Origin of the sequence: Pseudoduganella lutea (assembly GCF_004209755.1) — a bacterium.
GTDB lineage: Bacteria > Pseudomonadota > Gammaproteobacteria > Burkholderiales > Burkholderiaceae_D > Rugamonas > Rugamonas lutea.
Genome location: NZ_CP035913.1, coordinates 3,151,142 through 3,165,921, shown reverse-complemented (window position 1 = coordinate 3,165,921; position 14,780 = coordinate 3,151,142). Strand labels below are relative to the sequence as shown.

Sequence of the window (14,780 nt, the reverse complement as noted above, 5' to 3'; positions counted from 1 at the left end):
GCCCACATCGACATCATTCACAGAGGAGTATTCATGGCAATCACTCAACGTCCCACCAGCGCCTTCATCGGCGCTTCCTGGCTCGCGCTGCTGGTCGGCGTCATCACTTACCTCATGGGCCTGTGGAACGCCACGATGCAGCTGAACGAAAAGGGCTATTACCTGACGCTGCTGCTGTATGGCCTGTTCGCTGCCGTCTCGCTGCAAAAATCCGTGCGCGACCGGCTGGAAGGCATCCGCGTCACGGCGCTGTATTTCGGCCTGTGCTGGATCTCCCTGCTGGCCGCGCTGGCACTGCTGGGCGTGGGCTTGTGGAACGCCACGCTGGCGCCGAGCGAAAAAGGGTTTTATGCGATGTCGTTCGCGCTGAGCCTGTTCGCCGCCGTGGCCGTGCAGAAGAACGTGCGCGACAGCGCCGATCCGGTGGAGCCCGTGCAGGAAAAAACCTGACGACTGCTTGATCACGCTTCCTGGAACAGCCATCTGTTGCTTGGCAAGGGGTGGCTGTTTTATTTTGCGTGGCTGTTCTATTTTTGACCTATATCAAAGTTTTGAAGTGTTGCTCTAACTAAACTGGGACCCGTGGCGCCTTGCCATAAAGAAATACCCCAGGAGCAACCATGTCCCACACGTTTCCCGCCGCCGTGCCGGCCATCGAGTTCGATGCCGACATCGTCGGCAAGCTGTCGATGTCCGGTCCGCGCTACACGTCGTACCCGACCGCCGACCGCTTCACGCCGGAGTTCGGCTACGGCCACTACCTCGAAGCACTGGCCGGGCTCACGTACCGCGGCGGGCGGCGACCGCTGTCGCTGTACCTGCACGTGCCGTTCTGCGACCGGCTGTGCTGGTACTGCGCCTGCAACAAGATCGTAACGAAGGACCGCTCGAAGGCGGCCACCTACCTGGGCTACCTGAAGCAGGAAACGGCCATGCAGGGCAAGCTGTTCGCCGGCATGAACCGCGTGGAACAGCTGCACTTCGGCGGCGGCACGCCCACCTATTTCTCCGACCGGCAGATGGCGGAACTGATGGCGCACCTGCGTCGCCACTTCGACTTCGCGCCCGACCAGGAAGGCGAATACTCGATCGAGATCGACCCGCGCACCGTCGACCCGCGGCGTATCCACTCGCTGCGCACGCAGGGCTTCAATCGCGTCAGCCTGGGCGTGCAGGACTTCGACCCGGTCGTGCAGAAGGCCGTCAACCGCATCCAGCCCTACGCGGAAACGATGGCGATCATGCATGCCGCGCGCGACGCCGGATTCCGCTCGGTCAGCGTGGACCTGATCTACGGCTTGCCGCTGCAGACGACGGCCACGATGGAAGCCACCCTGTCGAAGATCATCGTGGCGAATCCGGATCGCATCGCGCTGTACAACTACGCGCACATGCCGCACCTGTTCAAGCCGCAGCGGCGCATCAGCGACGCCGACCTGCCCTCGCCCGCCGACAAGCTCGACATGCTCGCGCTGTGCATCAGCCGCCTCGGCGCGGCCGGCTACGTCTACATCGGCATGGACCATTTCGCCAAGCCGCAGGACGACCTGGCGGTGGCGCAGCGCCAGGGCCGGCTGCACCGCAACTTCCAGGGTTACTCCACGCATGCCGAGATGGACCTGGTGGCCTGCGGCGTGTCCGCCATCAGCGCCGTCAACGGCACCTACAGCCAGAACGAGAAAACACTGGACGCCTACTATGCCGGGCTCGATGCCGGCAGGCTGCCCATCGCGCGCGGCCACCGGCTCGATGCCGACGACCTGCTGCGCCGCCTGGTGATCCAGCGGCTGATGTGCAATTTCGAGCTGTCGGTGGCATCCATCGCACAGGGCATGGTCGAGCCGTTCCGCGAGTACTTCGCCCCTGAGCTGCGGGAACTGCAGGCGTTCGTGGCGGACGGGCTGGTGACGTTCGAGGATGACTGGATCTCCGTCACGCCGAAAGGCCGGCTGCTGATCCGGAACATCTGCATGGTGTTCGACCGGCACCTGCGCCAGGCACGCCTGTTCGCGGCCGCAGCACCGGCCGCCCCGCAGCCGCTGCGCTACTCGCGCACCATCTGACCGGCGGCGAGAGGCAGGCATGAGCGCGCTGAATCTGCTCCCCGTGTTCGCCGTCGGCCTGGCCGGCAGCGTGCACTGCGTCGGCATGTGCGGCGGCATCGTGGGCGCGCTGAGCGGGGCATTAAAACCATCCGTACCGCGGCGCACGATCCGGATCGTACCGGACACCTCCACCTTTCCGGCGATCGATCTCGACGGCGCCGCGCGCGTGCTGACCTATAACGCGGGGCGCATCGCCAGCTACATGCTGGCCGGCGCCCTGGCCGGCGCGCTGGTGAACGGCGCGGGCACACTGGCCTTTGCGGCGCGCTGGCAGGCAATCGCCTACCTGCTGGCCAATGCCATGCTCATGGCGCTCGGGCTTTACCTGATGAATGCCTGGCACGGACTGGCGCGTGTGGAAGCGGCCGGCAACGTGCTGTGGCGCCGGCTGCTGCCGGCGATGCGCTACCTGCTGCCGGCCGATACGCTGCCGAAGGCATTTGCGCTGGGCGCGCTGTGGGGCTGGGTACCGTGCGGCATGGTGTACAGCGTGCTGCTGACGGCGCTACTGGCCGGTTCCGCCACGGGCGGCGCCACCGTGATGCTGGCGTTCGGCCTGGGCACGGTGCCGATGCTGCTGGCACTCGGCCTGGCCGGCGCATGGCTGCGCCAGGCGATGCAGCGGCCCGCCGTGCGTGCCGCCTGCGGCGTGCTGGTGCTGGGCTTCGGCGTGCTGGGCCTGGTGCGCCATGCCGCGGGGCTGCCGCACGGCTGGCTCGATGCCTTGTGCCTGGTGGCGCCGGCATGAACGCCGTGCCGAAACCGCAATGCTTCCACTGCGGCTTGCCGGTACCTGCGGGTTCGGACTGGCACGTGCAGATCGATGGCGCGCCGCGCGACATGTGCTGCCCCGGCTGCGCGGCGGTCGCTCAAACGATTGTCGACATCGGCCAGGCAGGCTACTACAGCGACCGCACGGGCTTTGCCGCCACGGCCGATGGCGCCGATGCCGTTTGTGTCCCCCCCGAGCTGCGCCTGTATGACGGCGACAGCCGTTTCGTCGCGGAAGACGGCGGCATGGAAGCCGTGCTGCTGGTCGAAGGCATCCGCTGCGCGGCCTGCGTGTGGCTCGTCGAAGGACGGCTGCTGGCGCTGCCCGGCGTGACGCTGGCCAGCCTGAACGTGGCAACCGAACGGCTGACCGTGCGCTGGCATCCCGGCCGGGTGGAACTTTCCGCCCTCCTGCATGCGCTGCGCACGATCGGCTATGCCGCGTGGCCGTACGATACCGCGCGCCATGAAGAACAGCTGCGCAAGGCGGCACGCACGCTGGGCCGGCAGTTGTTCGTGGCCGGCCTGTCCATGATGCAGGTGATGATGTATGTGGCGCCCGCCTACCTTGCCGGCGATGGCATGCTCGATGCTGACATGGCCGCCCTGATGCGCTGGGCCAGCCTGCTGCTGACGATCCCCGCCGTCGTCTATTCGGCGCAGCCTTTCTTCCTGGGTGCTTTGGCCAGCCTGCGTGCCCGCGCAGTGGGGATGGATGTGCCGGTGGCGCTGGGCATCGCCGCGGCATTCGGCGGCAGCGTGGCGGCCACCGTGCGGGGTACGGGCGACACGTATTTCGATTCCGTCACCATGTTCGTGTTCCTGCTGCTGGCCAGCCGCTGGCTGGAACTGCATGCGCGGCGCAAGGCGGCGGGAACCCTCGAGCGCATGCGCCATGGCCTGCCCGCCGCGGCCACGCGCTTTGCCAGCTGGCCGGGATCGGGCAAGACCAGCGTCGTCGCCGCGGCCACGCTGGTGGCGGGCGACCATGTGTTCGTGCGCACCGGCGAGGCGTTCGCGGCGGACGGCATCATCGCCGAAGGCCGCACGTGCGTCGACCTGGCGCTGCTCACCGGCGAATCGGCACCGCAGCCGCGGGCCCCGGGCGAGCACGTGCCCGGAGGCGCCATCAACGCCAGTGGCGCAGTGGTGCTGCGCGTGACGAAGCCGGTGGCGGAGAGCACGCTGTCCGGGCTGCTGAACCTGGTCGAACGGGCCGGCGGCGCCAAGCCGCGCATTGCGCAATGGGCCGACCAGGTTGCGTCGCGCTTCACTGCGGCCCTGCTGCTGCTGGCGTTGCTGGCAGGCGTGGCGTGGCACTTCGTCGACCCGGCGCGCGCATGGCCGGTGGCGATCGCCGTGCTGGTCGTGTCGTGCCCGTGCGCGCTGTCGCTGGCCACGCCTTCCGCGCTGGCCGCCGCCACCGACGCCTTGCTGGGCAAGGGCGTGCTGGTGATGCAGCCGCACGTGCTGGAAACGCTGCACCGTGCCACGCATGTCGTGTTCGACAAGACGGGCACGCTGACCGCCGGCTGCCCAGCGGTGCAGTCGGTACAGGCACATGGCGATATCGACCGCGATGCCTGCATCGCCATCGCCACCGCATTGGAAAAAGCCAGCCTGCATCCGGTGGGGCGGGCCATCGTGGCGCTGGGCGAAAAACTTGCCTGGCATGGCTGGCCCGCCACCGGGTTGTCGGAAACGCCCGGCATGGGCATGGAAGGCACGGTGCGGGGCCGGCGCTACCGGCTCGGCAATGGCAACTTCGTCGCCGCCATGGCCGGCGGCACGCCACCACCGGCGGAGCCCGACACCACGGCTGTCTATCTCGGCACCGACGGCCAGTGGCTGGCCTGCTTCGCGATCACCGATCCCTTGCGGCCGGATGCACAAGCCACCATTGCGCACTTCCGCGCGCAGGGCAAGCAGGTGATCCTGCTGTCCGGCGACCGGCAGGTGGTGGCCGATGCGGTGGCGGCACGGCTGGGGATCGGCACGGCAATCGGCGACTGCCTGCCCGCGCGCAAGCTCGATTACGTGCAGCGGTTGCAGCGCGAGGGCGCCATCGTCGCCATGGTGGGCGATGGCATCAACGATGCCGCCGTGCTTTCCGCCGCCGACGTGTCGTTCGCGATGGGCGGCGGCGCCGAGCTGGCGCAGGTGCATGCCGACGCCGTGCTGCTGCACGGCCGGCTCGGCCTCGTCGCCGATGCTGCGGCCACCGCCGGTGCGGCGATGCGCGTGATCCGCCAGAACCTTGCCTGGGCCTGCGTGTACAACGCCGTCGCCATCCCCGCCGCCGCGATCGGGCTGCTCGGGCCGTGGCTGTCCGGCGTCGGCATGGCCGCCAGCTCCGCGCTGGTGATCCTCAACGCGCTGCGGCTGCGCTACCGGTAACGAAAGGCCTCGATGGAATCGCTGTATCTGCTCGTCCCCCTGTCCATCGCGCTCGTCTTCGGCGCCCTGTGGCTCTTCTTCAAGGCTTCCGACGCCGGCCAGTTCGACGACCTCGAAGGCCCCGCCCTGCGCATCCTGCAAGACGACGACCACTGATCATCCACAACGGCCGAGCTGGTCACAAAACAACAGCAGGGACAGTCCCTACCTCCGGGACAGTCCCCTCTGGAGGGGCAGTCCCCGTGGGAGGGACAGTCCCCAAGATTTTTACAACACTGGTGATGCACTTGGTCAATTTTGACTTAGGTCAAAGTTTTTAGGTACCCCACTGCGTAACCTCCGAGGCATATCAAGACAGATAACCCGGGGGTGTTCAATTGGAACAGAACTACAACTACAAGGTCGTGAAGCAGTTCGCGATCGCGACGGTGCTGTGGGGCGTCGTCGGCATGCTGGTCGGCGTGGTCATCGCCGCACAGCTGGCCTGGCCCGCGCTCAATTTCGACGTGCCGTGGCTCAGCTACGGCCGTCTGCGCCCGCTGCACACGAACGGCGTCATCTTCGCCTTCGGCATCTCCGGCCTGTTCGCCACGTCGTACTACGTGGTGCAGCGCACGTGCCAGGTGCGGTTGTTCTCGGACCGCCTGGCCGCCTTCACGTTCTGGGGCTGGCAGGCGGTGATCGTGTCGGCCGTGGTCACGCTGCCGATGGGCCTCACGCGCGGCAAGGAATACGCCGAGCTGGAATGGCCGATCGCGATCCTGATCGCCGTGGTGTGGATCGCCTATGCCGTGGTGTTCTTCGGCACCATCGTCAGGCGCAAGGTGCAGCACATCTACGTGGCCAACTGGTTCTTCGGCGGCTACATCCTCGCCGTCACGCTGCTGCACGTCGTGAACGGCATGGTGATGCCCGCCACGCTGACGAAATCGTATTCGATGTACTCGGGCGTGCAGGACGCGATGATCCAGTGGTGGTATGGCCACAACGCCGTGGGCTTCATCCTCACGGCCGGCTACCTGGGCATGGTGTACTACTTCATCCCGAAACAGGCCGGGCGCCCCGTGTACTCGTACCGCCTGTCGATCGTGCACTTCTGGGCGCTGATCTTCACCTACATGTGGGCCGGCCCGCACCACCTGCACTACACCGCCCTGCCCGACTGGACGCAGTCGCTCGGCATGGTGTTCTCGCTGATCCTGCTGGCGCCATCGTGGGGCGGCATGATCAACGGGATCATGACGCTGTCCGGCGCATGGCACAAGCTGCGCACGGACCCGATCCTGAAGTTCATGATCGTGTCGCTGTCGTTCTATGGCATGGCCACGTTCGAAGGCCCGATGATGTCCATCAAGGCCATCAACGCGCTGTCCCACTACACCGACTGGGGCATCGCCCACGTGCACGGCGGTGCGCTCGGCTGGGTGGGCTTCATCACGATGGGGTCCATCTACTACCTGCTGCCGCGCCTTGCCGGCCGCACGAACATGTACAGCACGCAGCTGGTGGACCTGCACTTCTGGGTCGCCACCATCGGCGTCGTGCTGTACATCGCCGCGATGTGGATCGCCGGCGTGATGCAGGGCCTGATGTGGCGCGCCGTAAACCCCGACGGCACGCTCACCTACACCTTCGTCGAGAGCGTGAAGGCCACCTACCCGTATTACGTGGTGCGCTTCGCCGGCGGCACGCTGTACCTGGCCGGCATGGCGATCATGGCCTACAACACCTGGATGACCCTGCGCGGCCGCGACGTGCCGGCGGCCACCATCCCGCAACTGAAAGCCGCGTGAGGACACCATGAAACTGTTCCGCAATTTTTCGCACGAATGGATCGAGAAGAACCCCTGGCTGCTGATCGCGCTGGTCACGCTGGTGGTATCCGTGGGCGGCGCCGTGGAGATCGTGCCGCTGTTCTTCCAGCGCTCGACGACGGAACCGGTGGCCGGCCTGGAACGCTACTCGCCACTGCGCCTGGCGGGCCGCGACATCTACGTGCGCGAAGGCTGCTACGCCTGCCATTCGCAGATGGTGCGCCCCTTCCGGGCCGAGACCGAGCGCTATGGCCACTACTCGGTAGCCGGCGAGTTCGTGTTCGACCGCCCCTTCCAGTGGGGCTCGAAGCGCACCGGCCCGGACCTGGCGCGCGTTGGCGCCCGCTACAGCGACGAATGGCACCGCACGCACCTGCGCAACCCGCGCGACATGGTGCCCGAATCGAACATGCCCGGCTATCCGTGGCTGGCGCAGACGAAGCTGGCGCCGCAGGACATCGTGCCACGGCTGCGCGCATTGCAGCGCCTCGGCGACGGCTATACCGACGCCGAGATCGCCGCCGCCCCGGCCGCGCTGGCGGAAAAGACGGAAGAAGACGCACTGGTCGCCTACCTGCAGGGGCTTGGGACCCTCATCAAGTCGAGGAACTGAACCATGAACATCGAACACATTTTCGACGGGGCGAGCAGCGTGATGACGGTGGTCTCGTTCGTCACCTTCGCCGGCATCTGCACGTGGGCCTGGTCCGCGCGCAAGCAGCGCGACTTCGCGCAGGCGGCGCAACTACCCTTTGCGGACGAGGAGAAGCACGATGGCTGATTTCACCAGCGATTTCTGGGACCTGTACATCGTCGTGCTGACGGTGCTGGGCATCCTGGGCTGCGGCGTGCTGCTGTACACCCAATCCACGTTCAAGGCACCCGCCGGCAAAGTGGAAACCACCGGTCACGTGTGGGACGACGACCTGACGGAGCTGAACACGCCGATGCCCCGCTGGTGGATGTGGCTGTTCTACATCACGATCGTGTTCGCCGCCGCCTACCTGTTCCTGTACCCGGGCCTGGGCACCTATGCCGGCAAGCTGGGATGGCAATCGTCCGGCCAGTACAAGGCCGAGCTGGCAAAGGCGAAGGATGCCTACGGCCCGCTGTTCGACAAATACCGCCGGCAGGACGTGAAGGCGGTGGCTGCCGATCCGCAGGCGCGCGCGATGGGCGAGCGGCTGTTCCTCACCTATTGCGCCCAGTGCCACGGCTCGGATGCGCGCGGCAACAAGGGCTATCCGAACCTGACGGACAGGGACTGGCTGCACGGCGGCACGCCGGAGGCGATCAGGCAGACAATCATGAACGGCCGCCACGGCGTGATGCCCCCGATGGGCGCGGCGCTGGGATCGGACAAGGACATCGAGAACGTGGCCCACTATGTACTGAGCCTTTCCGGCAGCCGCGCGGCCGATCCGATCAAGAGCGTGTTCGGCAAGGGCAAGTTCGCCGCCTGCATGGCCTGCCATGGCGCCGGCGGCACCGGCAACCCCGCGCTCGGCGCGCCGAACCTGGCGGACAAGACCTGGCTGTACGGCGGCAGCGCCGAGACGATCATGGACACCATCCGCAAGGGCCGCGACAACACGATGCCGGCCTTCGGCGACTTCCTCGGCGAAGGCAAGGCGCACGTGCTGGCCGCCTACGTGTGGGGCCTGTCCAACCCGACGGAGTAAGCCATGAATGCTCCGGCCCCCGAACAGGTCATCCGCATGTACGAGAAGCGCCAGCCGATCCATCCGCGCGAAACGGATGGCCGCTTCGCGCGCCTGCGCTGGCTGTGCCTGTGGCTCACGCAGCTGGCCTACTACGCCACGCCATGGCTCACGTGGAACGGCCGCCAGGCCGTGCTGTTCGACCTGGGTACACGCAAGTTCTACCTGTTCGGCCTGGTGCTGTGGCCGCAGGATTTCATCTACCTGGCGGCGCTGCTGGTCATCTGCGCATGGGGGCTGTTCCTCGTGACGGCCGTGGCGGGCCGCGTGTGGTGCGGCTTCGCCTGCCCGCAAACGGTGTACACGTCGATCTTCCTGTGGATCGAGCGCAGGATCGAGGGATCGCGCGCGGCGCGCATCGCGCTGGACCGGCAAGGCCCGTCGCTGCGCAAGTCCGGCAAGCGCACCGCCAAGCATCTCGCCTGGGGTGCCGTGGCGCTGTGGACGGGTTTCACCTTTGTCGGCTACTTCACGCCGGTGCGCGAACTGGGTACCGGCGTGGCCACGCTGTCGCTGGGGCCGTGGGAATGGTTCTGGGTGCTGTTCTACGGCTTCGCCACATACGGCAACGCCGGCTGGCTGCGCGAACAGGTGTGCAAGTACATGTGCCCCTACGCCCGTTTCCAGAGCGCGATGTTCGATCGCGATACCTTGATCATCACCTATGACATGCGGCGCGGCGAACCGCGTGGAAAAAAATCCACGAACGGGGCCTGCATCGACTGCACGATGTGCGTGCAGGTGTGCCCGACCGGCATCGACATCCGCGACGGGCTGCAATACGAATGCATCGGCTGCGCAGCCTGTGTGGATGCCTGCGACGGCGTGATGGACAGGACGGGCCAGCCGCGCGGCCTGATTCGCTACAGCACGGACCGCGCCATGGCGTCGAACCTGCCGGCGGCGCAGCTGCGGCAACGCGCATTGCGCCCGCGCGTGCTGGTCTATTGCGCCGCGCTGCTGGTGGCGTGCTTCGCCACCGGCTTCGCACTGTCCACGCGCATCCCCCTCAAGGTGGACGTGATCCGCGACCGTGGCTCGATGGGCCGCGAAGTCGACGGCGGCGCGATCGAGAACGTGTACCGGCTGCAGGTGATGAACACGGCCGAACAGCCGCGCCGCTACCGTATCGCGGTCGCCGGCCTGCCCGGCCTGGCGCTGGCCAGCGGCGGCGTCGTCGCGCTGGCTGCCACCGAAACACGTGCCATTCCGGTGCGGGTGCAGGCACCCCATGGCGCGGGCCATGCCGGTTCCAACGACATCGCATTCACGGTGACGGCGCTGGGCGACGCGCACCTCGCCGTGACAGAGCGCGCGGTGTTCATCGTGCCGCGCTGAAGGAGACAGGCATGCAGACGATTTCCGCCACGCCGTGGTACCGCGAACGGTGGCCCTGGCTGCTGATGGCCGGCCCGGCCATCGTGCTGGTCGCCGGCTTCGGCACGGCCTGGCTGGCCTTCGCGCAGCCGGATGCGCTGGTGGTCGGCGACTACTACAAGCGCGGCAAGGCGATCAACCAGGACTTGCGGCGCGACCGCGCCGCCGCCACGCTGGGTGCCGCCGTCACGCTGCGCTACGATGCCGCGCACGGCGTGCTGCAGGGCCGACTGTCGGCCGCCGTGCCCTTGCACGGTGCTCTGCAGGTGCACCTGGCCCACGCCACGCAGCCGGAAAAGGACTTGCGGCTGCTGGTGCGCCCCGACGACAAGGGCGACTTCGCCGTGTCCCTGCCGCTGCTCGAGCGCAGCCGCTGGACCGTGCTGGTGGAAGATGACAAGCGGACGTGGCGCCTGGAGGGCCAATGGCTATGGCCAGCGCAGCGGACAGCCTCGCTGGCGTCAGGGCAAAACCGGTGACAGACACCGGTATTTTTGAAATATTTCCTGAAAACCGGTGTCTGTCACCGGTTTTTCTGGAACATTTCCTGGAAGCGCTGGCAGGCCGCTGGCAGTCAGGCGCAGGTTTCGGTGCCCGCCGTGATGGCTTTCAGCCGCGGCAGGTCGAGCACCTCGATCTCGCGGTTCGCCACCTTCAGCAAGCCCTGCTTCTTGAACTTGTTCAGCAGGCGGCTGATGCTCTCGATCGTGAGGCCCAGGTAGTTGCCGATATCCTCGCGCGACATGCGCAGGTGGAACGCGGTGCCCGAGTACCCGCGCGCTTCGTAACGCGAAGCCAGGTTGACGAGGAAGGCGGCAAAGCGCTGCGTGGCCTGCATATTGCCCAGCAATAGCATCACGCTTTGCTCGCGCGTGATTTCCTGGCTCATCATGCGATGGAAGTGGCGCAGCAGGGTCGGCATGTCGACCAGCAGCTGTTCCAGGCTGGCGAACGGGATTTCGCACACTTCGCTGTCTTCCAGCGCCTGCGCGCTGCAGTAGTGGCGGTCGGTACTGATCGCGTCCATGCCCAGCAGTTCACCGCCCATCTGGAAACCCGTCACCTGTTCCTCGCCATGGGCATTGATCTGGTAGGTCTTGAAATGGCCGAGCCGGATCGCGTACAGGCGCGTAAACGGGTCGCCGATGCGGAACAGGTTCTCGCCCTTCTGCAGCCTGCGACGCCGGCCGATGATCTCGTCGAGCTTGTCCATGTCACCCACTTCCAGCCCCATCGGCAGGCATAGCTGGTGCATGCTGCAGGTGGCGCAGCGCGCCTTCAGGATGTCGATCGTTGCGCCGGGCAGGGTCAGGGAGGGAAGCTCGTGCATCATGGTCATGGTCCGGTTACGGTGCCTCACAGTGTACTTGATAGCACTTGCCAACACGACGCCGGGAAACTTGCCTGCAGCGTGCCCTTCCGCACAGTGTGCAAGTGACCCGGCGGCGCATAGTGGCCCGACAACATCGTGGCGGGAGGAGACATGCGACCGCTTGGTATCAAGGCGAAAGTCGCGCTGGCGACGACCATCACGTCGATCGTGATGATCGCGCTGGTCACCGTGCTGCAGGCCCAGCGCATGCAGAAGGATTTCTCGCGCGTGCTGTTTGCCCAGCAGGACGCGCTGATCGCCCGTACCGCACTGGAACTCGATGAACGCATGGCGCTGCTGCGCGACATCGTTGCCGAATCGGCCCGCTGGCAGCCGCGCGAGATCTGCAATGACCCGCCGGCCCTGCGCGCCCACTACGACTACCGCGCCGTGCTTCGCCTGTTCGACGACATCCTCGTCGTCAGTCCCGCCGGCACCATCGTGGCGGACGTGCCGGCGCTGCCGGGCCGCCCCGGCGTCAGCGTGGTGGAGCGCGCCTACTTCCAGCGCGTGATGCGGGAAAAGGCGCCGCTGATTGCCGAACCGGTGATCGGCAAGGCGAACAGGCAGCCCGTCGTGCAGATCGTCGCGCCCGTGCTCAGCGAGGAAGGCGACGTGGCCTGCGTGCTGATCGGCGTGCTGCGGCTGTACAAGGACAACCTGCTGGGCCACCTGCGCACGGCCAAGGTGGGCCGCACCGGCTATTACTACATCGTCACCGGCTACGAACCGTCGGTCTACGTGGTGCACCCCGATCCGGCCCGCCTGCTGCAGCCACGCGATCCGGGCGGTTTTTCCGCCACCCTGCTGGCCCTGCGCGAAGGCTTCGAGGGCACCACGGTCAGTGCCGACGGCAGCGGCGTGCGCTCGCTGCTCAGCTACAAGCGGCTGAAGACGGTGCCGTGGATCCTGGTCGCCAACCTGCCCGCCGAGGAAGCCTTCGAACCGTTCAAAGACTTGCTGACACGGCTGGCGTTATGGGGCTCGCTGGCCTCGCTCGTCACCGCCGCCGTCATCACCTGGGTCATGTTGCGGCTGATGTCGCCGCTGATGCGCCTGCGTGACGCGATCGGCGCCCTGCGGGGCGACCCGCGGCACTTCACGCCGCTGCCGGTCACGTCGCGCGACGAGGTCGGCGAGCTGACCGGTGCATTCAACGCCCTGATGCGCGAGCGCGAGGCGGCCGACGACCATGCGCGCGAGCTGATGGAGGAGCTGGAAATGCGCGCCGCCGAGCTGGAACGGGCGCGCGACCGGGCCGAGGCGGCGAACCGCGCCAAGAGCGACTTCGTGGCCAACATGAGCCATGAAATCCGCACGCCGATGAATGCCGTGCTGGGCATGGCGCAACTGCTGCAGAACACCGACCTCGCGCCGCAGCAGCGCAAGTACCTGCACATGATCCGCACCGCCGGCGATTCGCTGCTGGGCATCCTGAACGACGTGCTGGATTTCTCCAAGATCGAGGCGCAGCGCATGGAACTGTCGCCCGTCGAGTTCGACCTGGACGAATCGATGAGCACCCTGGCCACGACCATGACGATGAATGCGGGCGACAAGGAACTGGAACTGGCCATCGTCGTCGATGCCGAGGTACCCCGGCTGCTGCATGGCGACGCGCTGCGGTTGCAGCAGGTGCTGGTGAACCTGGCCGGCAACGCGATCAAGTTCACCGCCCAGGGCGAGGTCGTGGTCGAGGTCAAGGTCGAAGAGCAGGACGCCGCCACCGCGCGGCTGCGTTTCGAGGTACGCGATACCGGCATGGGCATGAACCCGGAACAGCTGTCGCACCTGTTCCAGGCCTTCACGCAGGCCGATGAAAGCATCACGCGCCGCTTCGGCGGCACCGGCCTGGGGCTGGCGATCACGCGCCGGCTGATCGAACTGATGGGTGGCGAGATCCAGGTCGAAAGCGAACCGGGCAAGGGCAGCCGCTTCTGGTTCACGCTGCCGTTCGGCGTGCTGCCCCGGCTGGAAGCGCCACGCAAGCCCGCGGCCGGCCACCTGGCCGTGCTGGTGGCGGACGACAATGCCACCAGCCGCGACCTGATCGGCCGGCTGATCCGCGCCTGGGGCTGGGAAGCGGAGCTCGTCGATTCCGGCAGCGCCGCGCTGGCGATGTTCTCGTTCCGCCTCCGCAGCGGCCGGCCGTACGACGTGGTGCTGGCCGACTGGCACATGGCTGGCCCGGACGGCCACGCGCCGGCCGCGGCGATCCGCCGCGAGGCGGTCGGCCAGCGGCAACCGATCGTGGTGATGCTCAATGCGTTCGCGCGCGAGCGGCTCGAGGAAATCTCCCGAAGCGCCGAAGCCGATGCCGTGCTGGTCAAGCCGATCACCAGTTCCACGCTGTTCGACGCGCTGCACCAGGCACTGGTGGTGAAGGTCGGCGGCAGCGAACTGGTGCCCGCCACCGGCAGCCATACGGGCCGACTGCAAGGCGTGCATTTCCTGCTGGTCGAGGACAATCCGCTGAACCAGGCGGTGGCGCGCGGCATCCTCGAGCATGCCGGTGCCACGCTCGACGTGGCGGGCGACGGCCAGCAGGCGCTCGACGTGCTGCGGGTCGATGCGCAGCGCTACGACATCGTGCTGATGGACATGCAGATGCCCGTGCTGGACGGCTTCTCGGCGACCGCGGCCATTCGCACCGAGCTGCAACTGACATTGCCCGTCATCGCGATGACGGCCGGCGTGCTGTCCTCCGAGCGGGACCGCTGCATGGCGGCCGGCATCACCGACTTCATCGCCAAGCCGGTCGTTGTCGAAGAGATGATGACGGTGATCGAGCGCTACGTGCCGGCGCGGCGCAGGTCGACGGATGCGTCCGGGCAGGTACTGCCTGCGGCGCAGGGCGATGAACCCGTGTTCAGCATGGACAGCCTGGCGCGCGTGATGGGCCGCGATCCGAAAGGCCGGGCGTTGATGCGCAAGATGGTGGAAAGTGCCCTCGAAGGCGGCATGGCCCCGGCCGATGAAGCGGACCAGGCGCTGGCAGCCGGCGATGTGCAAGCCGCCGCGCGCACTTTCCACACGCTGCGCGGCGCCATCGGCGTGCTCGGCGCGAAACGGCTGATCAAGGCCACGATGGATGCCGAGATGGCGATCGCGGAACTGCCCGCCAACGAGCTGGCGCCCTCCTTCGCCGCGGTGCGCCACGAACTGGCGCTGGTGCTGGAGGCGGGCCGCGCCTGGCTTGTGCAGGCGGGCGGCGAACCGTGAG

The 14,780-nt window shown here is 67.1% G+C and carries 13 protein-coding genes; 12 read left to right on the top strand and 1 reads right to left on the bottom strand.

What is annotated here, in order from left to right:
* Positions 1-33: 33 nt before the first annotated feature.
* The 11 genes from yiaA to EWM63_RS13300 all read left to right on the top strand — a co-directional run bounded on the left by yiaA (position 34) and on the right by EWM63_RS13300 (position 10,664).
* Positions 34-450 carry an inner membrane protein YiaA gene (gene yiaA, locus EWM63_RS13350; protein ID WP_130186971.1) on the top strand — a complete coding sequence of 139 codons (417 nt, stop codon included), beginning with the start codon at positions 34-36 and terminating at the stop codon, positions 448-450.
* Positions 451-620: 170 nt separating this feature from the next.
* A complete protein-coding gene (gene hemN, locus EWM63_RS13345; protein WP_130186970.1) occupies positions 621-2,063 on the top strand; it encodes an oxygen-independent coproporphyrinogen III oxidase in 1,443 nt (480 codons plus the stop codon).
* A 19-nt stretch (positions 2,064-2,082) separates the two neighbouring features.
* A complete protein-coding gene (locus EWM63_RS13340; RefSeq protein WP_130186969.1) occupies positions 2,083-2,853 on the top strand; it encodes a sulfite exporter TauE/SafE family protein in 771 nt (256 codons plus the stop codon).
* A complete protein-coding gene (locus EWM63_RS13335) occupies positions 2,850-5,273 on the top strand; it encodes a heavy metal translocating P-type ATPase (protein WP_130186968.1) in 2,424 nt (807 codons plus the stop codon). Before EWM63_RS13340 ends, EWM63_RS13335 begins: the two co-directional genes overlap by 4 nt.
* 12 nt (positions 5,274-5,285) lie before the next feature.
* Positions 5,286-5,429 carry a cbb3-type cytochrome oxidase assembly protein CcoS gene (gene ccoS / locus EWM63_RS13330; RefSeq protein ID WP_130186967.1) on the top strand — a complete coding sequence of 48 codons (144 nt, stop codon included), beginning with the start codon at positions 5,286-5,288 and terminating at the stop codon, positions 5,427-5,429.
* Positions 5,430-5,650: 221 nt separating this feature from the next.
* Positions 5,651-7,066, top strand: coding sequence for a cytochrome-c oxidase, cbb3-type subunit I (ccoN, locus tag EWM63_RS13325; protein ID WP_130186966.1), 1,416 nt, complete (start codon positions 5,651-5,653; stop codon positions 7,064-7,066).
* A 7-nt stretch (positions 7,067-7,073) separates the two neighbouring features.
* A complete protein-coding gene (gene ccoO / locus EWM63_RS13320; protein ID WP_130186965.1) occupies positions 7,074-7,700 on the top strand; it encodes a cytochrome-c oxidase, cbb3-type subunit II in 627 nt (208 codons plus the stop codon).
* 3 nt (positions 7,701-7,703) lie between these two features.
* A complete protein-coding gene (locus tag EWM63_RS13315; RefSeq protein WP_130186964.1) occupies positions 7,704-7,868 on the top strand; it encodes a cbb3-type cytochrome oxidase subunit 3 in 165 nt (54 codons plus the stop codon).
* Positions 7,861-8,769 (top strand): cytochrome-c oxidase, cbb3-type subunit III, encoded by a 909-nt coding sequence (gene ccoP / locus EWM63_RS13310; RefSeq protein ID WP_130186963.1) that lies wholly within the window; start codon positions 7,861-7,863, stop codon positions 8,767-8,769. The genes EWM63_RS13315 and ccoP overlap by 8 nt, the downstream gene beginning before the upstream one ends.
* Before the next feature lie 3 nt (positions 8,770-8,772).
* Entirely contained in the window at positions 8,773-10,146 is a 1,374-nt protein-coding gene (gene ccoG / locus EWM63_RS13305; protein ID WP_130186962.1) for a cytochrome c oxidase accessory protein CcoG, read from the top strand.
* 11 nt (positions 10,147-10,157) lie between these two features.
* Complete coding sequence (locus EWM63_RS13300) at positions 10,158-10,664, top strand: FixH family protein (RefSeq protein WP_130186961.1); 507 nt, start codon at positions 10,158-10,160, stop codon at positions 10,662-10,664.
* A 95-nt stretch (positions 10,665-10,759) separates the two neighbouring features.
* Here the strand turns inward: EWM63_RS13300 and fnr are convergent, their stop codons facing one another.
* The gene (fnr, locus tag EWM63_RS13295; RefSeq protein ID WP_130186960.1) at positions 10,760-11,518 is read right to left on the bottom strand and encodes a fumarate/nitrate reduction transcriptional regulator Fnr; all 759 of its coding nucleotides are present in this window, start codon (positions 11,516-11,518) and stop codon (positions 10,760-10,762) included.
* A 150-nt stretch (positions 11,519-11,668) separates the two neighbouring features.
* Between fnr and EWM63_RS13290 the strand changes: the two genes are divergently transcribed.
* Positions 11,669-14,779 carry a response regulator gene (locus EWM63_RS13290; RefSeq protein WP_130186959.1) on the top strand — a complete coding sequence of 1,037 codons (3,111 nt, stop codon included), beginning with the start codon at positions 11,669-11,671 and terminating at the stop codon, positions 14,777-14,779.
* Position 14,780 lies beyond the last annotated feature (1 nt).